Below are 25,030 nucleotides of genomic sequence, written 5' to 3'. Positions count from 1 at the left end.
CGCTGGGTCTTGTTCCCGCCTCTCCAACTCCTCACGCCGACCGCGCAACAATGGCCGACCCGATGACTTCCCGTTCGCGCCGCAGCGTGAGCGCTCCTGCCGCCCAGCAAACCCTTGGCCGAACGCTGCCGCGCTGGCATTACCTGGTCGCGCTGGCCGCGGGTGCGGCCAATACGCTCTCGTTCGCGCCGACGCCGCACGGCGGCTGGCTCGAACTTGCGATCTTCGCGTTCTTCTTCGCCTGGCTCACGCGCAGCACCGGCTGGAAAAGCGCGGCGCTGACGGGCGGCGCATTCGGCTTCGGTAATTTCGTGACCGGCGTGTGGTGGCTCTACGTCAGCATGCATTTCTACGGCGGCATGGCGGCGCCGCTCGCCGGCGCGGCCGTCGTGCTGTTCTCGCTGTATCTGGCGATATATCCGGCGCTGGCGGCGGGCGTCTGGTCGTTCTGCGCCGGACACGCGCGCAACGGCACGGCCGCCGACGACACGCCCTTCTCGCCGACCTGGCATGGCGCGCTGGCGTTCGCGAGTGCATGGGCGATCGGCGAATGGTTGCGCGGCACGGTGTTCACAGGCTTTCCGTGGCTGGCGAGCGGTTACGCTCAAGTGGACGGTCCGTTTGCCGGCTTTGCACCGGTGGCGGGCGTGTACGGCGTCGGCTGGATGCTGGCGCTGGTGGCCGCGCTGATCGTGCAGGCTTTGCTCGCGTTCCTCTCCTCGCGCAAGCAAAGCCGGGCCGGCAACACCGGCAATAACGGCGCGAAACCGGGCGTGGCGCGCGTCGTCGTGCCGGGCGCGATCGCGTTGGCGCTAATCGCCGCCGGCCTGCTGTTGCCGCTCGTGCAATGGACGGTGCCGGCCAACGCGCCGCTGACCGTGCGTCTGCTGCAGGGCAATGTCAAACAGGAAATGAAATTCGAGGAATCCGGCATGCGCGCCGCGATCGATCAGTTTCAACAAATGATCACCTCGAAACCCGCCGATCTGATCGTCACGCCGGAAACCGCCATCCCGGTGCTCGCGCAGCAGTTGCCGGCGCCGTTCGCCTCGGCGGTGCGCAACTTCTCGGACTCGACCGGCAGCGCGATTCTGTTCGGCGCGATCGGCGGCACGATCACGCCGGAAGGCCAGGTGATCGACTATACGAACAGCCTATTCGGCGTCACGCCCGGCACGCGCGACGTGTATCGCTATGACAAGCACCATCTCGTGCCGTTCGGCGAATTCGTGCCGTGGGGCTTCCGCTGGTTCGTCAATCTGATGAGCATTCCGCTCGGCGATTTCTTCCGTGGCGCGCCGGTGCAGAAGCCGTTCATGGTGCACAACCAGCCGGTCGCCGTGGACATCTGCTACGAAGACATTTTCGGCGAGGAGATTGCGCGGACCATCCGCGAAAGCGCTACGCCCGCCGGCGTGCTGGTCAACTCGACCAACCTCGCCTGGTTCGGCGACACGATCGCACTCGACCAGCATCTGCAGATTGCACGCATGCGCTCGCTGGAAACCGGCCGCCCGATGCTGCGCGCGACCAACACCGGGATGACCGCCGCGATCGACGCAAATGGCAAGGTGATCGGACGCCTGACGCCGTACACGATCGGCTCGCTCGATGTCACCGTGCAAGGAACCGCGGGCAGCACGCCTTACATCACGAGTGGCAATAACACCGTGCTGGCAGTTTCGTTGCTGCTGTTGGCGTTTGGCTTTGCGTTCGGGCCGGGCATTACGCGGCGGCGCAACGGCAAGCAATAAGCCGCGCGATCAAGCGCATCGATCCCGCGCGCCGCTTGTATAAAAGCGGCGCGCGCGAATCGAGACACAGGGAAACACCGCCATAAAAAACGCGCGCCGCGGAATACCGCGAGCGCGCGTTTTAGCCCGAATCAAATTTACTGGTTCGAAGCAATGCGCTGCTGAATATGCTGCGCACGCGCCGGCGAAGCCGGATGCGAACTCAACATGCTCGATTTACCGCCATCCAATGCGGCGAGCTTGTTGAATGCCGTCACCAATCCCGACGGATCGAGATTCTTCTTTTTCTGCAAGTCGAACGAATAATCGTCCGCGGCGCTTTCCTGCGTTTGCGAGAATTGCGCGTTAATCAGCTTCTCCGAAAAATCGCCGAGTTGCGAACCGGACAGCGCCCCCGCCACCCCGCCCGCCGACGACGCCACCGAGCGTGCCGCCGAAGTCGCATACGCGACCTGCATCGCCTTCTTCGTGTGACCGAGCGCCACGTGGCCCATTTCATGGCCGACCACGCCGCGCACTTCGTTGTCGTTCATCATGTCCATCAGACCGCTGTAGACGCGCACGCAGCCGTTGGCCATGGCCCACGCGTTGACGTCTTTGGTCATATACACCTTGTAGTTCACCGGCGTGCCGTTGATGTTGTCGCCCAGTTGCGCGGCGATCTTGTTCAGCCGCTTCTGGTAATTGCTGTTCGCGGCGGCAATCTTGTTTTCGCTGTCGAGTTGCGCGCACGACTTGTCGGTCAGGGCGCGCACGTCGGCGTCGCTCAGCGTGGCAGCCTGAGTGGCCATCTGGCCGGACTTGATCAGCGCGGACGGATCGACGTTGCCGACATTCGAGCACGCTGCAAATAAAGCGCAGGCGGAAACGGCAATGGCAAGGCGGTACGATTTCATGGTGGAAGTCTCTCTACGATGTTATTCGTTTCTGCGGCGCGCTTTTCATGCACCGCCTGTTCGCAACAGGTTTCATATCGGCAGGAAAAGAAACCGTTATGTAAATTGCATAAACCCGCATGGACGCATTTACAGCCTGCCAAAGACAAAAAAATGCGCCTGACGGGCAGGCGCATTTTTACCACAAACGTAAGCTTTAATTCATGACTCTGGAAGCATAATGACACTATTTTGCAAACTTCCCGATACGGCGAGCCATGTTATTCAAGACTGCATCGCCACGCATCCATTTAGCTCACTATTCAGTCGGAGGGCGCCGTATCAATGAACGACTGACGCAGCGAGAGCTTCTGGAAATGTTTGTCCAGGTTCGGATACGGTTCGCGCCAGTTCAATTCCGGCATACGGAAATCCAGATAACCCAATGCGCAACCCAGCGCGATATCGGCGAGCGTGTAGTGATTGGCCGCGCACCACGTCTTGCTGCCCAATCCCTGCGCCATCGCGACCAGGGCTTCGTCGATCTTGCGCTGCTGGCGCGCGACCCACGCGTCCACGCGCTGCTCCGGAGCGCGCTGCGTGCCTTCGAGGCGGATCAGCACCGCCGCGTCCAGCACGCCGTCGGCGAGCGCTTCCCAGCAGCGAACCTCGACACGCTCACGTCCCGACTGGGGAATCAGCTTGCCGACCGGCGAAAGTGTATCCACGTATTCACAGATCACGCGCGAGTCGAACACTGCTTCGCCATCTTCCATCACGAGGCACGGCACCTTGCCGAGCGGATTGAAAGTGTGAATGCGGGTGTCCGGCGCCCAGACATTCTCGGGCACCAGTTCGTAGTCGATCTTCTTATCGGCCAGCACGATCCGCGCTTTACGCACGAAGGGACTGGCGAGCGAACCGATGAGTTTCATCATTACCATCTGCCTTTTTCTGAATCCGGCGAAAGTATAAGTGCTTGGCGGCGTTCACGAGCGTCCGGAAGCGTCACGCCGGCGCTTCGCGAGCCGCACGGGGACTTGCTGTGGACGGATTGCAACAGCGCCGCCGGCGCGTTGGCCGCCGCTTCCATGAGTATCCCGCGCAAAATAACTCCGCGCATGGGCGCTACAATCGCACGATGAACCAGCCGACCGAACTCACCATCGCCATCGACGTCTACCGCACGCGCCGTGAACGCGTACTCGCCGCGCTGCGGGCAGCGGGCGGCGGCGTCGCCATCGTGCCCACCGCGCCGGAAGCACTACGCAACCGGGACGCCGATTATCCGTATCGGCATGACAGCTACTTCTATTACCTGACCGGTTTCACCGAACCCGAAGCGCTGCTGGTGCTCGACGCCAGCGCCGCGCCCGGCGAACCGGCGTCGGTGCTGTTCTGCCGCGAGAAAAACGTCGAGCGCGAAACGTGGGAAGGTTTCCGTTTCGGCCCTGACGGCGCGCGCGCCGCCTTCGGTTTCGACGCCGCGTTCGCCATCGGCGAAATCGATACGCAACTGCCGCGACTGCTCGCCGACAAGCCGTCGCTGCATTACGCGCTCGGCGCCTCGGCGCAACTGGACGAGCGAGTGCGCGGCTGGCTCGACGCGGTGCGCGCGCAAAGCCGTGGCGGCGTCGCCGCGCCGGCGGCCGCGCGCGATCTCGTCCCGTTGCTCGACGAGATGCGGCTCATCAAGGACGATCACGAACTCGCCATCATGCGCCGGGCCGGGCAGATTTCCGCCCAGGCGCATCGTCGCGCCATGGCGGCGTGCCATCCGGGCGTGCGCGAGTACGAACTTGAAGCCGAGCTGCTCTATACGTTCCGCAAGTTCGGCGCGCAGGCGCCGGCCTACACGTCGATCGTCGCGGCCGGCGCGAACGCCTGCGTGCTGCACTACCCGGCCGGCAACGCGATTGCTCAGGACGGCGACCTGATCCTGATCGACGCGGCCTGCGAACTCGACGGCTACGCGTCCGACATCACCCGCACCTTCCCCGCGAGCGGCCGCTTCACGCCGGCGCAGCGCGAGCTGTACGACATCGTGCTGGCCGCGCAGCAGGCCGCGATCGACGCCACTCGCGCCGGCGCCACCTTCGACGACCCGCACCAGGCCGCCGTGCGCGTGCTGTCGCAGGGTCTGCTCGACACCGGCATCCTCGATCGCGCGAAATTCGCCTCGGTCGACGACGTAATCGCGGAGCGCGCCTACGCGCCCTTCTACATGCACCGCACCGGCCACTGGCTCGGCATGGACGTGCACGATGTCGGCGACTACCGCGAACGGGGCGCGCCACGCGACGAAGCGGGCGCGCTGCCGTGGCGCACGCTGCAGGCGTCGATGACGCTGACCATCGAGCCCGGCCTGTATATCCGGCCGACCGAAGGCGTGCCCGAGCGCTACTGGAACATCGGCATCCGTATCGAGGACGACGCCATCGTCACGCCGACTGGCTGCGAACTGATGACCCGCGAGGTGCCGGTCGCCGCCGACGAAATCGAGGCGCTGATGCAGGAAGCCCGCGCGGCATATGAATCAAGGAAGTAACCCGCAATGAACGACGTTTCCCAGTCGACGGTGATCCTGAAGCCCGCCAAGGCCGGCCAGCCCTTCGATTTCGACGTGACGATCGTCGGCGCCGGTCCGGTCGGGCTGGCGCTGGCCGGCTGGCTGGCGCGCCGCAGCGCGACGCGGGAGTTGAAAATCGCGCTGGTGGACGCGCGCGAGCCGGAAGATTCGATCGCCGATCCGCGCGCAATCGCCGTGTCGCACGGCAGCCGAATGATCCTGGAGCCGCTGCGCTGGCCCGCCGACGCCACCGCGATCCAGCGCATCCACGTGTCGCAGCGCGGGCACTTCGGCCGCACGCTGATCGATCATGGCGAACACGGCTTGCCGGCGCTCGGCTACGTGCTGCGCTACGGCTCGATCGTGCACGGTCTCGCCGAGGCGGTCCACGCGACCCCGGTGCATTGGTTCCGCTCCACTTCCGCTGCGGCGCCGACGCAGGAATTCGACGGCGTCACGTTGCCGATCGAAACCGCGGGCGTCACGCGTCAGTTGCGCACGCGCATTCTGGTGAATGCCGAAGGCGGCCTGTTCGGCGATCAGAAGTCCGCTAAACGCGCGGCAAAACGCGCCGACAGGGACGCGCGCATGAGTGCGGACGAGGAAGTCGGCCACGACGACGGCGAAAGCGGCGGCTACGATGACAGAACCGGCAGCCGAGCCGCGGATAGCGCGGCGAAAACCGCTGATCAGCACAGCGACCGGGACGGCAACGCCGCGCGCCGCGCCGGCCGAGGCGCCGTCGAACCGGGCTCGCGCGATTATGGGCAAACCGCGCTGGTCGGCACGGTGACTGTTTCCGCGCCGCAACCGCACGTGGCGTGGGAGCGCTTCACGTCGCAAGGGCCGATCGCATTGCTGCCGATGGGCGGCGTGCGCGGCGCCGACTACGCGCTGGTCTGGTGCTGCGCGCCCGATGAAGCCGCGCGCCGCGCGCAACTCTCCGACGAAGACTTCCTGCGCGAACTCGGCACCGCGTTCGGCGACCGCATGGGCCGTTTTACGCACATCAAGGGACGCGCGTCGTTCCCGTTGGGACTGAACGCCGTGGAAACGCTGGTGAACGGTCATGTCGTCGCGATCGGCAACGCGGCGCAGACGCTGCATCCGGTCGCGGGCCAAGGTCTGAATCTGGGTCTGCGCGACGCGCATGCGCTCGCCGACGCCTTGTCGGCGGAAGGTCCGACCCCGCTCGCGCTGGCCACCTTCGCGCAACGCCGCGCGCTCGACCGGCGCTTGACGATCGGCGCAACGGACACGCTCGCGCGTCTCTTTACCATCGACTTCGCGCCCCTTGCCGTCATGCGCGGCCTCGCTCTTACCGCGCTCGAATTCCTGCCGCCGGTCAAAACCGCGCTGGCACGGCAAATGATGTTCGGACAGCGCCGCTAGGCGCGCCGCCCGCTCGCGCCGCGCGGCCTTTTTGCCCGTCGCACAAGGGTCGGCGCTGGCAGCGCCGGTTCTATGAATCGGCGCACTTTCATAGAAGATTTAATGGGTTACGACAGTCACATGTCGGGTGCCGGCTATCCGTTAACGCTAAAATAGCGGTTTTCTCTCGCATTTCGCGAACGCTCCGATTGACAGAAAATTGAGCAATCGGCTGCGCCCGCGTCCACCGCGTCCCACGTTATGCCCACTCTCGGCCCCCACAATCTGCGTAATAACCTGTTCGTCGCGCCTATGGCCGGCGTGACCGACCGGCCGTTCCGGCAACTGTGCAAACGGCTGGGCGCGGGCTATGCGGTGTCGGAAATGGTCGCCTCGAACGCGCAGTTGTGGAAAAGCGAGAAGACCATGCGCCGCGCCAATCACGCGGGCGAGGTCGAGCCGATCGCCGTGCAGATCGCCGGCGCCGATCCGGCCATGATGGCCGAAGCGGCCCGCTACAACGTGGCGAACGGCGCGCAGATCATCGACATCAACATGGGCTGCCCGGCCAAGAAGGTGTGCAACGTGGCGGCAGGTTCGGCCCTGTTGCAGAACGAGCCGCTGGTCCAGCGCATCGTCGAGGCCGTGGTCGGCGCCGTCGGCGTCGGGCCCGACGCGGTGCCCGTCACGCTGAAGATCCGCACGGGCTGGGATCGCGAGAACAAGAACGCGTTGAACGTCGCGCGTCTGGCCGAAGCCGCCGGCATTTCCATGCTGACCGTGCACGGCCGCACGCGCGCCGACCTGTACCACGGCGAGGCCGAATACGAGACCATCGCCGCGGTGAAAGCGGCTGTGCGCATTCCGGTGGTCGCCAACGGCGACATTACCTCGCCGCACAAGGCGCGCGAGGTGCTCGCCGCCACCGGCGCGGACGCCATCATGATCGGCCGCGCCGCGCAAGGGCGCCCATGGCTGTTCCGCGAGATCGAGTACTTCCTGCAAACAGGTGAGTTGCTGCCGCCGCCGCGCATCGACGAAATCCAGCAGGTGATGAACGAGCATCTGGAAGACCACTACGCGTTCTACGGGGAATTTACCGGTGTCCGCACTGCGCGTAAGCACATCGGCTGGTACACTCGCGGCCTTTCTGGCGCCAACGTGTTCCGGCATCGCATGAATACGCTGGACACCACGCGCGAACAACTCCTCGCCGTCAACGAATTCTTCGACGCCCAAAAGGCGATCTCAGACCGTCTTGTCTACGTCGACGAGACGCTCAACGAAAACGGCGAGCCGGACCAAACCGACCGACTAGCAGCATGAGCAAGAACAATATCGAACAATCTGTCCGCGACAGCCTGGGAATGTATTTCCAGGACCTCGACGGCTCCAATCCGCACGACGTCTACGACATGGTCATTTCCTGCGTAGAAAAACCCTTGCTCGAAGTGGTGCTCGAGCAGGCCGGCGGCAATCAATCGCTGGCCGCCGAGTATCTCGGCATCAACCGCAATACGCTGCGCAAGAAACTGCAACAGCACGGGTTGTTGTAGTTCGTTGTAGTTTCAGGCGCCCTGCCACGTTTCCCTTCGGCTTTTCGTCTTCATCATGATCAAGCAAGCGCTCATCTCCGTTTCCGACAAGTCCGGCATTGTCGACTTCGCCAAGTCGCTGTCGGACCTCGGCGTCAAGATCCTGTCGACCGGCGGCACCGCGAAACTACTCGCGGACGCGGGTCTCTCCGTCACCGAAGTCGCCGATTACACGGGCTTCCCGGAAATGCTGGACGGGCGCGTGAAAACGCTGCATCCGAAGGTGCACGGCGGCATTCTCGCGCGCCGCGACCTGCCGGAACACATGGCAGCGCTTGAAAAGCACGACATTCCGACCATCGACCTGCTGGTCGTGAATCTATATCCGTTCGTGCAGACCGTGTCGAAAGAAGAATGCTCGCTGGAAGACGCGATCGAGAACATCGACATTGGCGGCCCGACCATGCTGCGGTCGGCCGCGAAGAACCATCGCGACGTGACGGTGGTGGTCGATCCGGCCGACTACGCGGTCGTGCTCGACGAAATGCGCGCGAACCGCAATGCCGTGTCGTACAAGACGAACTTCCGCCTCGCCACCAAAGTATTCGCGCACACCGCGCAATACGACGGCGCGATCACGAACTATCTGACGAGCCTCACCGACGAGTTGCAACACTCGTCGCGCAACACGTATCCGGCGACGTTCAACCTCGCGTTCGAGAAAGTGCAGGATCTGCGCTACGGCGAAAACCCGCATCAGAGCGCGGCGTTCTACCGCGACCTGTCGGTGCCGGCCGGCGCGCTGGCGAACTACAACCAGTTGCAAGGCAAGGAACTGTCGTACAACAACATTGCGGATTCGGACGCAGCGTGGGAATGCGTGAAGACTTTCGACGTGCCGGCCTGCGTGATCGTCAAGCACGCAAATCCGTGCGGCGTGGCGCTCGGCGCGGATGCGCACGACGCATACGCCAAGGCGCTGCAGACCGATCCGACCTCGGCGTTCGGCGGCATCATCGCCTTCAACCGCGAAGTGGATGAAGCGGCGGCGCAAGCCGTGGCCAAGCAGTTCGTCGAAGTGCTGATCGCGCCGTCGTTCAGCGCCGAAGCGCGCCAGGTGTTCGCGGCCAAGCAGAACGTGCGTCTGCTGGAAATCGCGCTGGGCGAAGGCCATAACGCGTTCGATCTGAAGCGCGTGGGCGGCGGCCTGCTGGTGCAATCGCTCGACTCGAAGAACGTGCAGCCGCACGAACTGCGCGTGGTCACGAAGCGTCATCCGACGCCGAAGGAAATGGACGATCTGCTGTTCGCGTGGCGCGTGGCGAAGTTCGTGAAGTCGAACGCCATCGTGTTCTGCGGCAACGGCATGACGCTCGGCGTCGGCGCCGGCCAGATGAGCCGCGTGGACTCCGCGCGCATTGCGAGCATCAAGGCGCAGAATGCCGGTTTGACGCTGGCCGGTTCGGCCGTGGCGTCGGATGCGTTCTTTCCGTTCCGCGACGGCCTCGACGTAGTGGTGGCGGCAGGCGCGACCTGCGTGATTCAGCCGGGCGGCTCGATGCGCGATGATGAAGTGGTTGGCGCCGCGGATGAACACAATATCGCGATGGTGCTGACTGGCGTGCGACATTTCCGGCATTGATTTTGGGGGTTGGCAGTGGCGCCGGGTTCTTGTTGAAACCGGGGTTGCTGGTGAGGGTTGAGGTTTAGGGAAACGGCCTGGCGGAATTATTCGCCGGGCCGTTTTTTTTGGTGCGGCGTTGGGGCGACTCGTGTGCCGGTTGCTTTGCTTGTTCCGCTTTGTTTCACCTGTTCCGGTTGTGCCCGGTGTGCCGCTTGTTCCGGCTCTGCCATGCCCGCGCTCCGCGTTGCGCGTCGCTCAGTCGTCCGGTTCCTTTCTCGCATAGCCGCCACTCACATCAGCGTGTTGGCTGATATAAGTGCTGAGCCCCTGCCCGCGTTGCGCGAGACGTTTCAACGCAGCGACATGCCGTGCGCCGACGCTGGCCTCGGTGTACCAATACACCACACCGTGCCTGAAGCGGACTGCGACGAAATCGTCGCTGATTTCATAAGCCTCGACGCCCGAGTCGCCGCTGAGATTCCGATAGCGCTCCATGTGCGAATGCCTCCTTGCAGCACACCCAGCAGTTTTTATTCCGCCGACATCGCCACGCGCCGACCGCCACGTGGCGCGGGTGTTGTAGTATCGCAAGCACCTGGTTTTTACCGCCTTTGCGGCACCTCATGAGAATTCTCGGCATCGACCCCGGCCTGCGCGTGACCGGCTTCGGCGTGATCGACCAAAGCGGCCACAAGCTCAGCTATGTCGCAAGCGGCGTCATCAAAACCGCCGACGCCGATTTGCCGTCGCGTCTGGGCACTATCTTCGAAGGCATCTCCACATTGATCCGCCAGCATTCGCCGGATCAGTCGGCGATTGAAAAAGTGTTCGTCAACGTCAACCCGCAATCCACCTTGCTGCTCGGCCAGGCGCGCGGCGCGGCGATCTGCGGACTGGTCGCGGGTGGCGTGCCGGTCGCCGAATATACGGCCCTGCAATTGAAACAGGCCGTGGTGGGCTATGGCCGCGCAACCAAAGAGCAGATGCAACAAATGGTGGTGCGCCTGCTCAATCTCTCCGGCGTACCCGGCACCGACGCCGCCGACGCGCTCGGCATGGCAATCTGCCACGCACACGGCGGCACGACGCTAAGCACGTTGGGCGGCATTGCGCCCTCGCTGGCGAAGAAGGGGCTGCGGGTGAGGCGCGGACGTTTGGTGGGGTAGCGCTACAAGCGCAACCCGTTCACCGCATTTAGCACCGCGCCCGCGTGCGTCGTCGCTCAAGGCCCGTGGGCCGCCTCATGGCTCGGCGTTCGTGGCTCGGCTCACGGCTCACGGCTCACGGCTCACGGCTCACGGCTCACGGCTCACGGCTCACGGCTCACGGCTCACGGCTCACGCAAGATGGTACGCAACGCATCTACACTGCGCAGTTGCCCGATCAAGTCCGGCTAGCCAGCGCGAGGCGGCAAGCCAACCCCGCGAAAACCGTACCCAACAAATACTGCGGCACCCGGGACGGCCGCCGCCCTGCCGACAGCTTGCGGCTCAGCTTGCTCGCCATCAGGATCACCGCGCCATTCACGCAGAAGCCGATCAGGTTCAGCACGGTGGCCAATACCATGATCTGCAACGCGACCGACCCCGCTTCGGGCCGCACGAATTGCGGAAATAGTGCGAGCACGAACAGCGCGACTTTTGGATTCAGCAGATTGGTGAAGAGGCCCTGACGGAAAATGCGGCCAATCGGATAACGGCTCATCGACGCATTGGGCGCGAGCACCGTGCCCTGCGCACGGAATGTTTTCCAGGCGAGATAGAGCAGGTACGCGGCGCCGGCAAATCGCACGACGTCGTATGCCATTGGCACGGCCAGAAAGAGTTGTGACAAGCCGAACGCCGCGGCCAACGCGTGACAATACGTGCCGACCAGAATGCCCGCCAACGACGCAAAGCCCGCGGAACGCCCCTGGCTCACACTGCGCGAGGCAATCAGCAACATGTCGGGACCGGGCGTGGCGGTCAACGCGAGACACGCGCCGCCAAACAGCGCGAGAGTGGTGAGGCTCAGCATGAAAGCTCCTTCTGGGTGAGTGGGTTGAGAACCCGCCAAAAGGGAGCTCAGTCTATGGGGTGGCCTCGCGCGGGTCAACCGCGATTACGCGTAACTCGCTGTCCACTCGACGCTCACGCGCTGCGCTACACTCGCCCTTTCTCTCGAGATTGAATTCGCCATGATCGGTCGCATTGCCGGCGTTCTGCTGGAAAAAAACCCGCCGCATCTGCTCATCGACTGCAACGGCGTCGGTTACGAAGTCGATGTGCCGATGAGCACGTTCTACAACCTGCCCTCCACCGGCGAGCGCGTCGTGTTGCTCACGCAGATGATCGTCCGCGAAGATGCGCATCTGCTGTACGGCTTCGGCACCGCCGAGGAACGCTCGACGTTCCGCGAACTGCTGAAAATCTCCGGCATCGGCGCGCGCATGGCGTTGGCGGTGCTGTCGGGCATGAGCGTGCATGAACTCGCGCAGACCGTCACGATGCAGGACGCGGCGCGTCTGACGCGCGTGCCGGGCATCGGCAAGAAAACGGCGGAGCGCTTGCTCCTCGAACTGAAGGGCAAGATCGGCGCAGACCTGGGCGCGATGGCGGGCGCGGCGTCGGCATCCGACCACGCCTCCGATATCCTGAACGCACTGCTCGCATTGGGTTACTCCGAAAAAGAAGCGTTGGCCGCCGTCAAAAACGTGCCGGCCGGCACCGGCGTTTCCGAGGGCATCAAGCTCGCGTTGAAGGCGCTGTCCAAGGGCTAAGCTCAGCCTCCGGTTCGACATGCGAGCGACAGCTGAAGCTTCGCACGCGCCTACACGCCGCGCACCCTGGCCATTCGGCCGAGTTTCGCGGCAGGCGGCTCGCGGTACAATGAACGCATGATCGAAACCGACAAACTCGCCGCCGAGCGCATCATCGCGGCCACGCCCGTCTCGCCGAACGAAGAAGCGTTCGAGCGCGCGTTGCGTCCGCGCCAGCTCGAAGAATATGTCGGGCAGGAAAAAGTGCGCGGCCAGCTGGAAATCTTTATCGAGGCCGCCAAGCGCCGCTCCGAATCGCTCGACCACGTCCTGCTGTTCGGGCCGCCGGGCCTCGGCAAAACCACGCTGGCGCACATCATCGCGCGGGAAATGGGCGTGAATTTGCGGCAAACGTCGGGACCGGTGCTCGAGCGCGCCGGCGACCTCGCCGCGCTGCTCACCAATCTCGAAGCCAACGACGTTTTGTTCATCGACGAAATCCACCGGCTCTCGCCGGTCGTCGAAGAAATTCTGTATCCGGCGTTGGAGGATTATCAGATCGACATCATGATCGGCGAAGGGCCGGCCGCGCGCAGCGTGAAGCTCGACCTGCAACCGTTCACGCTGGTCGGCGCGACCACGCGCGCGGGCATGCTGACCAACCCGCTGCGCGACCGCTTCGGCATCGTGGCGCGGCTCGAGTTTTATAACGCCGAGGAACTGGCGCGCATCGTTACGCGTTCGGCGTCGCTGCTTCATGCACAGATCCATCCTGACGGCGCGTTCGAAATCGCCAAGCGCGCGCGCGGCACGCCGCGGATCGCGAACCGCTTGCTGCGGCGCGTACGTGACTTCGCCGAAGTGAAGGCCGACGGCAACATCACCGCGCAAGTGGCCGACGCCGCACTCAAGATGCTCGACGTGGATGCAGTCGGCTTCGACCTGATGGACCGTAAGCTGCTCGAAGCAATTCTGCACAAGTTCGACGGCGGCCCGGTCGGCGTCGACAATCTGGCGGCGGCAATCGGCGAAGAGCGCGACACGATTGAAGATGTGCTCGAGCCGTATCTGATCCAGCAAGGCTTCCTGCAACGCACGCCGCGCGGCCGCGTCGCCACGCTGCTCACGTACCGGCATTTCGGCCTCGCCGCGCCGGATTCGTCGAGCGGCCTGCCGGGTCTATGGGATTCGGCCGCGACCTGAGCGGCACACGTCGAGCCTCACGAAACCGAATCAGGATGTCCGACCAAACCAGTCAGCCCAACTCGTCCAACGGTCTCGCGCATCTTCTCACCGGCAGGCTCCGCTCGAAACTGGCCGCCGGCGTCACGCATCTGACAAGCGGCAGCGGTCCCACGCTCGACTACTCGTCGCCTCCGGGCGACCCTGGTCTGTTCGGCCCGGACTCGATGTGCTGGAAAGTCCACGCCGATTTCACATCCATGATGACGGGCGGCATCAGCGCGCTTCTGCTCCAGGCGCTGCACCCGCTGGCGCTCGCCGGCGTGTGGGACCATTCGACGTTTCGCACGGATATTCTTGGCCGCCTGCGCCGCACCGCGACGTTTATCGCGGGCACCACCTTCGGGAGCCGGCGCGACGCGCTGGCGCTGATCGAACGTGTGAAGCACATTCATCTTGGCGTGAGCGGCGTCGCGCCTGACGGCCGGCCCTATCGCGCGAGCGAGCCCGCGCTGTTGACCTGGGTGCATGTCGCCGAAGTATCGAGTTTCATGACCGCGCACTTGCGCTATGTGAATCCGTCGCTGTCGATCGCCGCGCAGGATCAGTACTTCATGGAGACCGCACGAATTGCGGAGATGCTCGGCGCGTCGGACATTCCGCGTTCGCGCGCCGAGATCGACGCTTATCTGCTCGCGATGCAGCCCGGGCTTTTCGCGAGCGAGCGCACGCGCGAAGTCGTGAGGGTTCTGATGAACGCGCCCGCCCCGAGCGTATCGATGCGGCCGGCCGGCGTCTTGATGGTCAACGCCGGCGTCGATCTTCTGCCCGATTGGGCACAGGCGATGCTGGGATTCCAGCGCTATGCGGTGCTTCGCCGCGCGGTGGCGAGGCCTGGTGTGCGGCTAATCGCGCCGGTCATTCGCTGGGCGCTGGTGAATGGTGTGTCGAAACGGGCGCGCCGGCGCGTCGCCGCTGGCGTAAGCGAAACGGAGTAACGCGAGCGACGGCGCTCGAACGCGCACAAGCTGCGCGATCAAACGTCCGTGACAGTCGCGGACAAAAACCGCGTGAATATGCGTATAAGTTGCGACACCGTTCTTCGGCCGCCCGAATTCGCTGGCCGCGCGCGGACGGTCCGAATCAGCCGCGCAAACTCACGCCGCCCAATCGACGCACGCCAATCACCGCCCCGGCTGCGGCACCTTCTTGAAGCTATCATCCTCGCTCGGCGCATCGAGGTGCGAGACGTCCGCCCACGACACGATCGTCGCCTTGCCGTTGTCGAAATCCACCGTGTTCACGCTCGTGTTCAGCAGCGGGTAGTTACGCGGTGCATCGAGCGGCAAACCGCAGGCAAAGCGTCGCACGCAATCGAGCACGCCGCCGTGCGCGACGCAGGCAATCCGCCCACCGGGATGCGCGGCGACCAGCGGTTCGATCGCGTGCAGCACGCGATGGTAGAGCGTGCGCAGCGACTCGCCGTCCGGCGGTGCGAAGCCTGCATCGCGGGTTTGCCAGTGCGCGTATTCGTCGGGGAAACGCAGGGCGATCTCGTCGCTATCGTGGCCCTGGAACGCGCCATAGGAACGCTCGCGCAGACCCTCGCGCAATTGCAGCGGCAAGCTGAGCACGTCGGCGACCGGCTGGGCAGTTTGCTGCGCGCGTTGCAGGTCGCTCGAATAGATCGCGTCGAGGCGTGCGCCCTGCTTCGCCTCATCGGCCATGCGGCGCGCCAGGCGCTGCGCTTGCGCGAGCCCCGTGGTAGCGAGCGGAATGTCGATGTGACCTTGAATGCGCTTGATGCGGTTCCAGTCGGTCTCGCCGTGCCGGATGAACAGAATCTGCGTCGTCATGGAAAGAAAGTGGGCGCCTTGGCCGGTGTTGCCGAGCCGCTATTGTCGCAAAAGCGGCTGGAGGAATGGATGCGCACGCCAAGGTGCGCATTGAAGGATAGAGATCAGGCGTTCGTCTTTAGCCAGAACGTGACCGGCCCGTCGTTGACGAGCGAGACCTGCATGTCGGCGCCGAACTCGCCGGTCTCGACGATCGGATGTTTCACCCGCGCCGCCGCGACGAAGTAGTCGAACAGGCGCTTGCCTTCATCCGGCGGCGCGGCCGGCGTAAAGCTCGGGCGCAGGCCGCTGTTGGTGTCCGCGGCCAGCGTGAACTGCGACACGAGCAGCAAACCGCCCGCGCGCCCGGCGCCGTCGATATTCTGCACGGAGAGATTCATCTTGCCGGCGGCATCGCTGAACACGCGGTAGCCGAGCACCTTGGCCAGCAGCCGTTCGGCGGCTGCCTCGGTGTCGCCGCGTTCGGCGCACACGAACGCGAGCAGTCCCGCTTCGATCCCGCCGGTCACGCGGTCGGCCACGCGCACTTCCGCGCGCCGCACGCGTTGGATCAGCGCGATCATCGGCTCAACTCCGGAAGCGCCGCTCTGAACATCAGGCTGTCAGCGTAACGCGCGCAAAACGGCGCTTGCCGACCTGCACGACGTACTCGCCGGCTTCGACTTTCAGGCCCTTGTCGGACACGGTCGCGCCGTCGATCTTCACACCGCCCTGCTCGATGTTGCGCAGCGCTTCGCTCGTCGACGGCACGAGATTGGCCTGCTTGAGCAACTGGCCAATCGCGAGCGGTGCGCCCGCGAGCGTCACGGCCGGAATATCGTCCGGCACGCCGCCTTTCGCGCGATGGTTGAAGTCTTCGAGCGCGCGCTCGGCATCGGCTTGCGAGTGGAAGCGTGCGACGATTTCCTGGCCGAGCAGCACCTTGAAATCGCGCGGATTGCGGCCCGCTTCGATTTCCCTCTTGAACCCGGCGATTTCGTCCATCGGACGGAACGACAGCAGTTCGAAGTAACGCCACATCAGCACATCGGAAATGCTCATCAGCTTGCCGAACATGTCGGTCGGCTTTTCGCTGATGCCGATGTAGTTGTTCTTCGACTTCGACATCTTCTCGACGCCGTCCAGCCCTTCGAGCAGCGGCATTGTCAGGATGCATTGCTGTTCCTGGCCGTATTGCTTCTGCAACTCGCGGCCTACCAGCAGATTGAACTTCTGGTCCGTGCCGCCGAGTTCGAGATCCGCGTTCAGCGCCACCGAGTCGTAGCCTTGCATCAGCGGATACAGGAACTCGTGAATCGAGATCGGCACGCCACCCTGAAAACGCTTGGTGAAGTCTTCGCGTTCGAGAATCCGCGCCACCGTGTAGCGTGACGCGAGCTTGATCATGCCGTCGGCGCCGAGCGGCATCGACCATTCGCTGTTGTAGCGGATCTCGGTCTTGTCGCGGTCGAGCACGAGCGCGGCCTGATCGAAATACGTTTTCGCGTTCGATTCGATCTGCTCGCGCGTGAGGGGCGGACGCGTGGCGTTGCGGCCCGACGGATCGCCGATCAGCGACGTGAAATCACCGATCAGGAAGATCACGGTGTGGCCGAGATCCTGCAGCTGACGCATCTTGTTCAACACGACCGTGTGGCCGATGTGGATGTCCGGCGCGGTCGGATCGAGCCCGAGTTTGATACGCAGCGGCTTGCCAGTCGCCGCGCTCTTCGCGAGTTTTTGCGCGAATTCGTCTTCGATCAGCAGTTCGTCGACACCGCGTTTGGTGACGGCGAGGGCGTGACGGACTTCGTCGGTGATCGGGAAGGCGGCAGCGGGATTAGGCTTGGTGGACTCGGTGCTCATGCTGGAAACGTGAAGTCGCGAAAAAAGGAGATTGTCCCATAGATGCGCGCCGCCGCGCCCAATGAGGCACCTAAGAACGCCCCGCCGGTGCACGATTTCTCCGTTCAACGTCGTGCCACCCGCGTCGCGACGCTTTATATTCGACCGCGCTTCACCCGATAATCTGCTACAACGAATCGCAACGAACCATCGAGAGGAGCAGCAACGTGGCGCAAGACCCCGCAGACGGCGTCTACTTTGGATTGATGTCCGGCACCAGCATGGACGGCGTGGACGGCGTGGCCGTCAGGTTCGCGCAAGGCAAGCCGCCGGTGGTGCTGGCCGAGGCGTTCGTCGGCTTTGCCGCGGGCCTGCGCGACGCATTGTTCGCGCTCCAGCAACCCGGCGACAACGAGATCGAGCGCGAGGCGCTCGCTGCCAATGCGCTCGCCACGCGTTACGCGGTGTGTTGCCACGACCTGCTGCACAACAGCCGCGTTCCCGCCGCGGAGGTGCGCGCGATCGGCGTGCATGGGCAGACGGTGCGGCATCGGCCGGAAAAGGGCTATACGCGGCAAATCAACAACCCGGCATTGCTCGCGGAAATGATGCATATCGACGTGATCGCCGATTTCCGCAGCCGCGACGTCGCGGCCGGCGGCCAGGGCGCACCGCTCGTGCCGGCGTTTCACGCCACGGTGTTCGGGGCGAAAAACGAAACGCGCGTGGTTTGCAATCTTGGCGGCATCAGCAATATCACGATTCTGAACGCGACGGGCAGCGTGCGCGGGTTCGACTGCGGGCCGGCCAATGCGCTGCTCGACGAGTGGGCGCAACGCCATCTCGGCAAACCATTCGATGAGAACGGCCATTTCGCGGCGGGCGGCCAGGTGGATCGCTCGCTGTTGAACACCTTGCTCGATGAGCCCTTTTTCGCGCAACAGCCGCCGAAGAGCACCGGCCGCGACCTGTTCAACGCGGAATGGCTCGACGCGAAGCTGCAGCCATTCGCCGGACTCGCCCCCGCCGACGTGCAAGCGACGCTGGTGGCGCTCACGGCGGTGACAGTCGCGCGCGAAATCGAACGGCACGCATCGGATGCGAGAGCGGTCTATGTCTGCGGCGGCGGCGCGCGCAATCCGGAGATCCTGAAAGCCTTGCAGCAGGCGCTGGAAGAAAGCGGCGTGAGCGGCGTACCCGTCATGACGACGGATGCGCTCGGCGTGCCGCCAAGCCAGGTCGAGCCGCTGGCGTTCGCCTGGCTTGCGATGCGCTGCGTGGCGCGTTTGCCAGGCAATCTGCCGGCGGTGACGGGCGCGTCGGCCGAGCGTGTGCTAGGAGCGATTTATCCGCGCTGACCGATACACAGTTTATTGGTGCGGGAAATAAGAAACGGGGCCGAAGCCCCGTTTCTCATTTCAACCTCTTACTCAACGAGCCATCACACCGAGAACGATGAGCCGCAACCACAGGTGGTCGTAGCATTCGGGTTCTTGATGACGAACTGCGCGCCGTTGATGTCGTCCTTGTAGTCGATCTCAGCGCCGACCAGGTACTGGTAGCTCATGGAATCGATCAGCAGCTGGACGCCGCTCTTGTTCATGACGGTGTCGTCTTCGTTGACGGCTTCGTCGAAGGTAAAACCGTACTGAAAGCCCGAGCAGCCGCCGCCCTGCACGAAAACGCGCAGTTTGAGGTCCGCATTGCCTTCTTCTTCGATCAGTTGCTTGACCTTGTCAGCCGCTGCGTCGGTAAAAACGAAGGGGGCGGGCATCTCGGTCACGGGTGTATCAGTGACTGCGTTCATTCGAACTCTCCAAAAAGCTTCTAACCGCTATTGTAGGGCTGATCTCGATATCGTGCTGAAGCCCACAAAATCAATGGGTTCTTCCCGCAAATTGAGGGACGGCGCATTTTGCCGCCGCCAGCCCCGCCAGGCGGGATACATCGCCGCTTTGGCGACGAGTTCGTCGCGGCAGCACCGGGAGCACTGAGCCGCGAACCCATGAAAAAAAGCCGCCAACGCGAAAGCGTTGGCGGCTTTTGCAGCGCGCCCGCCCGAAAGCCGGCTCGCGCCCGAAGCGATTAACGCTTCGAGAATTGCTTCCTGCGACGTGCCTTGTGGAAGCCGACCTTCTTACGTTCGACTTCACGTGCGTCACGCGTAACGAAGCCAGCCTTCGACAGTTCCGGCTTCAGCGTTGCGTCGTAGTCCATCAGCGCGCGCGTGATGCCGTGGCGAACCGCACCGGCTTGACCCGTTTCACCACCACCGTTCACGTTGACTTTGATGTCGAACGTGACGCCGTGGTTCGTGAGTTCCAGCGGCTGACGCACGATCATGAGCGACGTTTCGCGCGAGAAGTAATCGGCGATAGGCTTGCCGTTAACAATGATCTCGCCCTTGCCAGCCTTGATGAAGACGCGTGCGACGGCGCTCTTGCGGCGGCCCGTGCCGTAATTCCAGTTACCGATCATGTGGGCTCCCCTTAGATCTCGAGCGCTTTCGGCTGTTGTGCCGAATGCGGATGCGTTGCTTCAGCGTAGACCTTCAGCTTCTTGATCATCGCGTAGCCGAGCGGGCCCTTCGGCAGCATGCCCTTGACCGCTTTCTCGAGCGCGCGGCCCGGGAAGCGTTCTTGCATCTTGCCGAACGTCGTTTCATAGATACCGCCCGGGTAGCCCGAGTGACGGTAGTACTTCTTGTCAGTAGCCTTGTTGCCCGTGACGCGCAACTTACCCGCGTTGATAACGATGATGAAATCACCGGTGTCGACGTGCGGAGTGAATTCAGGCTTGTGCTTGCCGCGAAGACGGTGTGCCACTTCGCTGGCGACACGCCCGAGAACCTTATCCGTCGCGTCAATCACGTACCATTCACGCGTAACCTCATGGGCTTTTGCGGAAAACGTCTTCATGATCGATCCAAAAAAATTGCTGCGCCCAATGTGTTTTTTCCTGCTTGTAGTGTGCGCATCGAGGCGCGTGCAGGCTCTCCCTGGTTCTTCCTCCGCGGGCGCGGATGCGGAAAAGCCCTGAATTATAAAGGAATTTGCTACGGCAAGTCAAAACGTACGGGAATGTGCGCGAGATTTCGCGGCGATCCGGCTATTGGAAGCGCGATTTGACGCATTTGACGCACTATCGCGCCCGAGCGCGCAGGACGCGGGCGAAAAAAAACCCGAACGAGCGGTTCGGGTTTAATCCACCAAAGGAGGAGGTGGAGGAGACAGAAACGATTATATGAGCCGACCTTGTGCGATGCAAGAACATTTGCATTGCGAAACGTGATTTCACAATGTGAAAGTCAACTTTCTCGGCACCATATCGCAAATTTTCCTTTGAAATCAAACGCTAAATACCGCTTGCGCGACCATGCCGTTAGTTGTCATCTAGAGTAAAACCCCTAACCATGTCAGGGCCTTCCCGATGCGGCTGAACATGCCGCAGCGCAACACACAAGCCGCATCCGGCATAACTGGAAGCAAAAGTCGCCTCGGGCAGACACCCAAACACCCGGCTACAATGCCCTTTCGATAAAGTAAACGCGCGGTGGAGCACAGCATGGAATGCAAGGTGAGCTGGATGGGGCAGGACGGGATGGCGTTCGCAGCCGAGACGGGCAGCGGGCATCTGGTGACAATGGACGGCGCGCCTGAAGGCGGCGGCCGCAACCTCGCGCCGCGTCCGATGGAAATGGTTTTGCTCGGCACGGGCGGCTGCACCGCCTACGACGTCGTGATGATCCTGAAGAAAAGCCGTCAGGAAATCAGCGATTGCTCGGTGACGCTGAAGGCCGAACGCGCCAGCGAAGATCCGAAAGTGTTCACCAAAATTCACTTCCATTTCACGGTGACGGGCAAAAATCTGAACCCGGCCACTGTGGAACGCGCGATCAACCTGTCGCACGACAAATACTGCTCGGCGTCGATCATGATCGCGAAGACCGCTGAGTTGACGCACTCGTTTGACATCGTCGCGGGCTGATTGCCGCCTCACGGCGACCGCGGCGCGGGTGCCGAACGAACACTCGCCGCCCTGCACGCGCACTAAAAGAAAAATGCCGGCGTCCAGATGGACGCCGGCATTTTTTTGTCAGGTGGCAAAGCAAGCCGATAAGCCGGATTCTGTGCACGCGCAACGCCCGAAGACGCGACGCGCGTGGCAGCCATTCCTCTAGGCGCGCCATTGCTGACGCGCTCAAGCTTCCTACCCGCAGACGTGACAGGGGCCCCGTCCTGCATCTCGAAGATGCTAGCCTGCCTACTTGGAATTGCTCCGGGTGGAGGTTACCGTGCCGGTCTGCCTTGCAGCAGCCGCGGTGCGCTCTTACCGCACCGTTTCACCCTTACCTGATCCCGGCTTGCGCCGGGCCATCGGCGGTTTGCTTTCTGTTGCCCTGTTCCGCGTGTTGCCACGGATGGCCGTTAGCCATCACCCTGCCCTGTGGAGTCCGGACTTTCCTCGCCCTCTTCGGCCGAAACCTCGGAGGCCGCGACTGCCTAGCCTGCTTTGCTGGGGCGGATTTTAACATCTGCGGGACGGACGGCCCGGTTTAACCGCTGAAATAGCCGAACGGCCAGGAGAATCCGAGGTCAGTTTCCGCGTCGGAATCCGAACGCACCTGCCGCGCTCAACGCGCACGCCGCCCCGAGCGAAACACGGAGGTGTCGTCGTAAAACTCGCGCGACTCGTTCTCCGGCCACCAACCCGGAACACCCAGCACCGGCAACGGCGCAAACATGCGGCTTGCCAGCGCATCGGTATTCAGCAGCGCCGCCGCGACGGAGTCGTCCAGCCAGGCGTCTCGCTTCGCAACGTCCCAGTCAAAATACACGGCCGGCACTTCGACGATCCAGGCATGCCCCGTGCAAGCCTTGAACGGCGCAATCAGCTTCTCCATCAGCGCATGGCCGAAACATCGCACTTCGCAACTCGCCCCCCATGCATCGCGCCGGGCCACCAGCAGCGTATGCCAGTCGAACCCACGCAAGGCCTCGCTCAAAGCAGGATCAGCGCAAGCGAACAGCAGCGCGTTTTCATCGAACAGGGTTAGCGCATCGCGCACGCCGCCGCGGGTCGGACCGACGCCCAACACGTCGATGGCCGCCGACTGCCGCGCGTTCAGCGCCGCTTTGATGCGCGGAAAGGCGAACCACATCGACGCATTGAAGAAGTCGTGCAGATTGTGGCGCGTCGGCACACAGCCGGTCGACGCGATATGCGCCTCGTACGCCGCGCCGGCAGGCAAATCATCTTGCGCGATGAACGCGAGGCGCTGACCGCGCCCGGTGATCTGCCGCATCGCACCGGCATCGGCGTTCATCTCAGCGAGCAATGCCACGTAGCTCGTCAGGGCCGCTTGCTGCCACCGCTTGCCGCGTTCGACAAAAGGCGCGAACCACGGCCTGGTCCAGTCGATTGCAGCAAAGCCCGTCGGCTCCGCCTCGTGCGCCTGCATCTTGCTGAGCCTTAAACCAGCCGCCAGCCAATCGACTCGCCGCCGCGCAGCGGCACGACCGGCGTATCGCCGACCGGCAATTCAGCCGGCAGCGTCCATTCCTCGCGGCGCAGCGTGACCTTCTCTTCACTGCGCGGCAGGCCGTAGAAGTCTGCGCCGAAAAAGCTCGCGAAGCCTTCGAGCTTATCGAGCGCGTTGGCGTTGTCGAACGCTTCCGTGTACAGCTCCAAAGCATGCAGCGCCGTATAGCAACCCGCGCAGCCGCATGCATGCTCTTTCAGCCCCTTCGGATGCGGCGCGCTATCCGTGCCGAGGAAGAAACGCGGATTGCCCGAGGTCGCCGCTTCGACCAGCGCCACGCGATGCGTCTCCCGCTTCAACACCGGCAAACAGTAGTAATGCGGCCGAATGCCGCCCTGGAAGATCGCGTTGCGGTTGTACAGCAGGTGATGCGCCGTAATCGTCGCGCCCAGCAGTTCCGGCGCTGCGCCGGCTTCGCGGATATAGTCCACCGCGTCTTTCGTGGTGATGTGCTCGAACACCACCTTCAGCGCCGGAAACTCGCGGCGCAACGGCGTCATGACCCGGTCGATGAACACCTTCTCGCGGTCGAACAGATCGATCGACGAATCCGTCACTTCGCCGTGCACGAGCAGCGGCATGCCCACTTCCTGCATGACCTCGAGCGTTTTCGCGCACTTCATGATGTCGGTGACGCCCGCGTCCGAATTGGTCGTCGCGCCCGCCGGATACAGCTTCACGCCATGCACGAAGCCGCTTTCGCGCGCGCGGCGGATTTCGTCGGGCGGCGTGTTGTCGGTGAGGTACAGCGTCATCAGCGGTTCGAATTTCGCGCCTTCGGGAATCACGGCAACGATTCGCTCGCGATACGCCTGCGCCATCGCGGTGGTCGTGACCGGCGGCTTCAGGTTCGGCATGATGATCGCACGGCCGAACTGGCGCGCGGTGTCCGGCAACACGGCCGCCAGCATTGCGCCGTCGCGGACGTGCAGGTGCCAGTCATCCGGACGGGCGAGCGTGATGGAGTCGATAGAAGCGTTGGAAGCGGTCATGGCGGCGGGGGACGAGATTCGACGACAAAAGCCAATCTACGCGGTCAATCCGCAACGTTGCGGCATAAACACGTGTCAATTTTGCTATTTGGCGTTTCTGGCTCGGTGATATGCTTGGAAAATCATCATTGTAACGGCTCGCCCCGTTCACAGGCTTACCCGCAACATGTGCCAACTTCTTGGAATGAACTGCGCCGCGCCAACGGACGTCACGTTCTCGTTCACCGGCTTTGCGGCGCGCGGCGGCGTCACTGATCACCACGCCGACGGCTGGGGTATCGCCTTCTTCGAAGACAAAGCCTGCCGCCTGTTCATCGACCATCAGTCGTCGGCGACCTCGCCGATTGCCGAAATGGTCAAGCGCTACCCGATCAAATCGAAGAACACGATCGCGCATATCCGCAAAGCGACGCAAGGGCACATCCTGCTGGAAAACTGCCACCCGTTCATGCGCGAACTGTGGGGACGCCACTGGATCTTCGCGCATAACGGCGACCTCAAGGATTATTCGCCGGCGCTATCGGGCGTGTATCAGCCGGTTGGCACAACCGACAGCGAACTCGCTTTCTGCGCGCTCCTCGAAGGCCTGCGCAAGGCGTTTCCCGGCGCGCAGCAACCGCCGCTCGACGAACTGTTTGCCGCGCTCGAAACCCTCACGCGCGAAATCACACAGTTCGGCGTATTTAATTTCCTGATGTCGAACGGCCAGGCGCTGTTCGCGCATTGCTCCACGCATCTGCACTACATCGTGCGGCGCTGGCCGTTTTCCACCGCGCATCTCGTCGACGCCGACGTGTCGATCGATTTCGCCAAATACACCACGCCCGAAGACCGCGTCGCGGTGATCGCCACCAAGCCGCTGACCGACAACGAAGTGTGGACCGCCTTCGAACCGGGCGATCTGATGATGTTCCAGCACGGCGACGTGATCGGCCGCGTCAATGTGCCGGTGCCGGCTGCGGTGCTGGAAAAGCTGCGCAATCCGGCTTTGGATGCGTCGGCGTCGGCGAGCACGATCGCAGCTTCGACTGGCTCGTCGCCCGATGCGCAAGCCGAGGTCGATCTCGAAGCCGCAGACGACGCGGCCGCGTTCGAATCCTGAGCGCGAGGATTCGCTAAAAAAACGAATCGCCAGAAACAACAAAGCCGCTTCTTCCGAAGCGGCTTTT

25 protein-coding genes and 1 other RNA gene are annotated in these 25,030 nt (G+C 63.3%); 13 read left to right on the top strand and 13 right to left on the bottom strand.

What is annotated here, in order from left to right; genetic code table 11:
• Positions 1-50 precede the first annotated feature (50 nt).
• Complete coding sequence (lnt, locus tag B0G73_RS25660; protein WP_106284032.1) at positions 51-1,754, top strand: apolipoprotein N-acyltransferase; 1,704 nt, start codon at positions 51-53, stop codon at positions 1,752-1,754.
• Positions 1,755-1,891: 137 nt separating this feature from the next.
• Here the strand turns inward: lnt and B0G73_RS25655 are convergent, their stop codons facing one another.
• A complete protein-coding gene (locus B0G73_RS25655; protein WP_106284031.1) occupies positions 1,892-2,650 on the bottom strand; it encodes a M48 family metallopeptidase in 759 nt (252 codons plus the stop codon).
• Between the two features lie 302 nt (positions 2,651-2,952).
• Positions 2,953-3,567 (bottom strand): glutathione S-transferase C-terminal domain-containing protein, encoded by a 615-nt coding sequence (locus B0G73_RS25650; RefSeq protein WP_181196645.1) that lies wholly within the window; start codon positions 3,565-3,567, stop codon positions 2,953-2,955.
• A 203-nt stretch (positions 3,568-3,770) separates the two neighbouring features.
• Between B0G73_RS25650 and B0G73_RS25645 the strand changes: the two genes are divergently transcribed.
• The 5 genes from B0G73_RS25645 to purH all read left to right on the top strand — a co-directional run bounded on the left by B0G73_RS25645 (position 3,771) and on the right by purH (position 9,746).
• On the top strand, positions 3,771-5,177 hold the full coding sequence (locus B0G73_RS25645) for an aminopeptidase P N-terminal domain-containing protein (RefSeq protein ID WP_106284129.1): 1,407 nt from the start codon (positions 3,771-3,773) through the stop codon (positions 5,175-5,177).
• 6 nt (positions 5,178-5,183) lie between these two features.
• The gene (locus B0G73_RS25640) at positions 5,184-6,590 is read left to right on the top strand and encodes a UbiH/UbiF/VisC/COQ6 family ubiquinone biosynthesis hydroxylase (protein ID WP_106284029.1); all 1,407 of its coding nucleotides are present in this window, start codon (positions 5,184-5,186) and stop codon (positions 6,588-6,590) included.
• Positions 6,591-6,830: 240 nt separating this feature from the next.
• Complete coding sequence (dusB, locus tag B0G73_RS25635; protein WP_106284028.1) at positions 6,831-7,895, top strand: tRNA dihydrouridine synthase DusB; 1,065 nt, start codon at positions 6,831-6,833, stop codon at positions 7,893-7,895.
• The gene (locus B0G73_RS25630) at positions 7,892-8,125 is read left to right on the top strand and encodes a Fis family transcriptional regulator (RefSeq protein ID WP_007180440.1); all 234 of its coding nucleotides are present in this window, start codon (positions 7,892-7,894) and stop codon (positions 8,123-8,125) included. The genes dusB and B0G73_RS25630 overlap by 4 nt, the downstream gene beginning before the upstream one ends.
• A 55-nt stretch (positions 8,126-8,180) precedes the next feature.
• The gene (gene purH, locus B0G73_RS25625; protein ID WP_106284027.1) at positions 8,181-9,746 is read left to right on the top strand and encodes a bifunctional phosphoribosylaminoimidazolecarboxamide formyltransferase/IMP cyclohydrolase; all 1,566 of its coding nucleotides are present in this window, start codon (positions 8,181-8,183) and stop codon (positions 9,744-9,746) included.
• A 237-nt stretch (positions 9,747-9,983) separates the two neighbouring features.
• Here the strand turns inward: purH and B0G73_RS25620 are convergent, their stop codons facing one another.
• Positions 9,984-10,223, bottom strand: coding sequence for a hypothetical protein (locus tag B0G73_RS25620; RefSeq protein WP_106284026.1), 240 nt, complete (start codon positions 10,221-10,223; stop codon positions 9,984-9,986).
• Positions 10,224-10,351: 128 nt separating this feature from the next.
• Here B0G73_RS25620 and ruvC point away from each other — a divergent pair, with 128 nt between their 5' ends.
• Complete coding sequence (gene ruvC, locus B0G73_RS25615; RefSeq protein WP_106284025.1) at positions 10,352-10,894, top strand: crossover junction endodeoxyribonuclease RuvC; 543 nt, start codon at positions 10,352-10,354, stop codon at positions 10,892-10,894.
• Between the two features lie 217 nt (positions 10,895-11,111).
• On the opposite strand, the gene B0G73_RS25610 is transcribed toward ruvC, so the two are convergent.
• Positions 11,112-11,744, bottom strand: coding sequence for a LysE family translocator (locus tag B0G73_RS25610; protein WP_106284024.1), 633 nt, complete (start codon positions 11,742-11,744; stop codon positions 11,112-11,114).
• Between the two features lie 160 nt (positions 11,745-11,904).
• On the opposite strand from B0G73_RS25610, the gene ruvA reads away from it, so the two are divergent.
• The 3 genes from ruvA to B0G73_RS25595 all read left to right on the top strand — a co-directional run bounded on the left by ruvA (position 11,905) and on the right by B0G73_RS25595 (position 14,645).
• A complete protein-coding gene (gene ruvA, locus B0G73_RS25605) occupies positions 11,905-12,486 on the top strand; it encodes a Holliday junction branch migration protein RuvA (RefSeq protein ID WP_106284023.1) in 582 nt (193 codons plus the stop codon).
• 117 nt (positions 12,487-12,603) lie between these two features.
• Complete coding sequence (gene ruvB, locus B0G73_RS25600; RefSeq protein WP_106284022.1) at positions 12,604-13,668, top strand: Holliday junction branch migration DNA helicase RuvB; 1,065 nt, start codon at positions 12,604-12,606, stop codon at positions 13,666-13,668.
• A gap of 35 nt (positions 13,669-13,703) precedes the next feature.
• On the top strand, positions 13,704-14,645 hold the full coding sequence (locus B0G73_RS25595; RefSeq protein WP_106284021.1) for an oxygenase MpaB family protein: 942 nt from the start codon (positions 13,704-13,706) through the stop codon (positions 14,643-14,645).
• 186 nt (positions 14,646-14,831) lie between these two features.
• On the opposite strand, the gene B0G73_RS25590 is transcribed toward B0G73_RS25595, so the two are convergent.
• The 3 genes from B0G73_RS25590 to tyrS all read right to left on the bottom strand — a co-directional run bounded on the left by B0G73_RS25590 (position 14,832) and on the right by tyrS (position 17,348).
• Entirely contained in the window at positions 14,832-15,503 is a 672-nt protein-coding gene (locus B0G73_RS25590; protein WP_106284020.1) for a histidine phosphatase family protein, read from the bottom strand.
• A gap of 104 nt (positions 15,504-15,607) precedes the next feature.
• The gene (gene dtd / locus B0G73_RS25585) at positions 15,608-16,066 is read right to left on the bottom strand and encodes a D-aminoacyl-tRNA deacylase (protein WP_106284019.1); all 459 of its coding nucleotides are present in this window, start codon (positions 16,064-16,066) and stop codon (positions 15,608-15,610) included.
• 31 nt (positions 16,067-16,097) lie between these two features.
• Complete coding sequence (gene tyrS / locus B0G73_RS25580; protein WP_106284018.1) at positions 16,098-17,348, bottom strand: tyrosine--tRNA ligase; 1,251 nt, start codon at positions 17,346-17,348, stop codon at positions 16,098-16,100.
• A 206-nt stretch (positions 17,349-17,554) separates the two neighbouring features.
• Here tyrS and B0G73_RS25575 point away from each other — a divergent pair, with 206 nt between their 5' ends.
• Positions 17,555-18,685 (top strand): anhydro-N-acetylmuramic acid kinase, encoded by a 1,131-nt coding sequence (locus tag B0G73_RS25575; protein WP_106284017.1) that lies wholly within the window; start codon positions 17,555-17,557, stop codon positions 18,683-18,685.
• An 83-nt stretch (positions 18,686-18,768) separates the two neighbouring features.
• Here B0G73_RS25575 and erpA read toward each other — a convergent pair whose 3' ends face one another.
• From erpA to rplM, 3 genes are all read right to left on the bottom strand, one after another.
• On the bottom strand, positions 18,769-19,134 hold the full coding sequence (gene erpA, locus B0G73_RS25570) for an iron-sulfur cluster insertion protein ErpA (RefSeq protein WP_007180424.1): 366 nt from the start codon (positions 19,132-19,134) through the stop codon (positions 18,769-18,771).
• Between the two features lie 278 nt (positions 19,135-19,412).
• On the bottom strand, positions 19,413-19,805 hold the full coding sequence (gene rpsI, locus B0G73_RS25565; protein WP_007180423.1) for a 30S ribosomal protein S9: 393 nt from the start codon (positions 19,803-19,805) through the stop codon (positions 19,413-19,415).
• A gap of 11 nt (positions 19,806-19,816) precedes the next feature.
• Positions 19,817-20,245 carry a 50S ribosomal protein L13 gene (rplM, locus tag B0G73_RS25560; protein WP_007180422.1) on the bottom strand — a complete coding sequence of 143 codons (429 nt, stop codon included), beginning with the start codon at positions 20,243-20,245 and terminating at the stop codon, positions 19,817-19,819.
• Positions 20,246-20,891: 646 nt separating this feature from the next.
• On the opposite strand from rplM, the gene B0G73_RS25555 reads away from it, so the two are divergent.
• Complete coding sequence (locus B0G73_RS25555; RefSeq protein ID WP_106284016.1) at positions 20,892-21,314, top strand: OsmC family protein; 423 nt, start codon at positions 20,892-20,894, stop codon at positions 21,312-21,314.
• 113 nt (positions 21,315-21,427) lie between these two features.
• Here the strand turns inward: B0G73_RS25555 and rnpB are convergent.
• The 3 genes from rnpB to pyrC all read right to left on the bottom strand — a co-directional run bounded on the left by rnpB (position 21,428) and on the right by pyrC (position 23,861).
• Positions 21,428-21,841, bottom strand: an RNA gene (gene rnpB, locus B0G73_RS25550) — RNase P RNA component class A.
• A 119-nt stretch (positions 21,842-21,960) separates the two neighbouring features.
• Positions 21,961-22,788, bottom strand: coding sequence for a DUF3025 domain-containing protein (locus B0G73_RS25545; RefSeq protein WP_106284015.1), 828 nt, complete (start codon positions 22,786-22,788; stop codon positions 21,961-21,963).
• Positions 22,789-22,799: 11 nt separating this feature from the next.
• A complete protein-coding gene (gene pyrC / locus B0G73_RS25540) occupies positions 22,800-23,861 on the bottom strand; it encodes a dihydroorotase (protein ID WP_106284014.1) in 1,062 nt (353 codons plus the stop codon).
• Between the two features lie 166 nt (positions 23,862-24,027).
• On the opposite strand from pyrC, the gene B0G73_RS25535 reads away from it, so the two are divergent.
• Positions 24,028-24,963, top strand: coding sequence for a class II glutamine amidotransferase (locus B0G73_RS25535; protein ID WP_106284013.1), 936 nt, complete (start codon positions 24,028-24,030; stop codon positions 24,961-24,963).
• Positions 24,964-25,030 lie beyond the last annotated feature (67 nt).

Source organism: Paraburkholderia sp. BL25I1N1, from assembly GCF_003002025.1.
Lineage (GTDB): Bacteria > Pseudomonadota > Gammaproteobacteria > Burkholderiales > Burkholderiaceae > Paraburkholderia.
The sequence above is the reverse complement of the archived record's forward strand: the minus strand, read 5'-3'. Positions and strand labels throughout refer to the sequence as shown.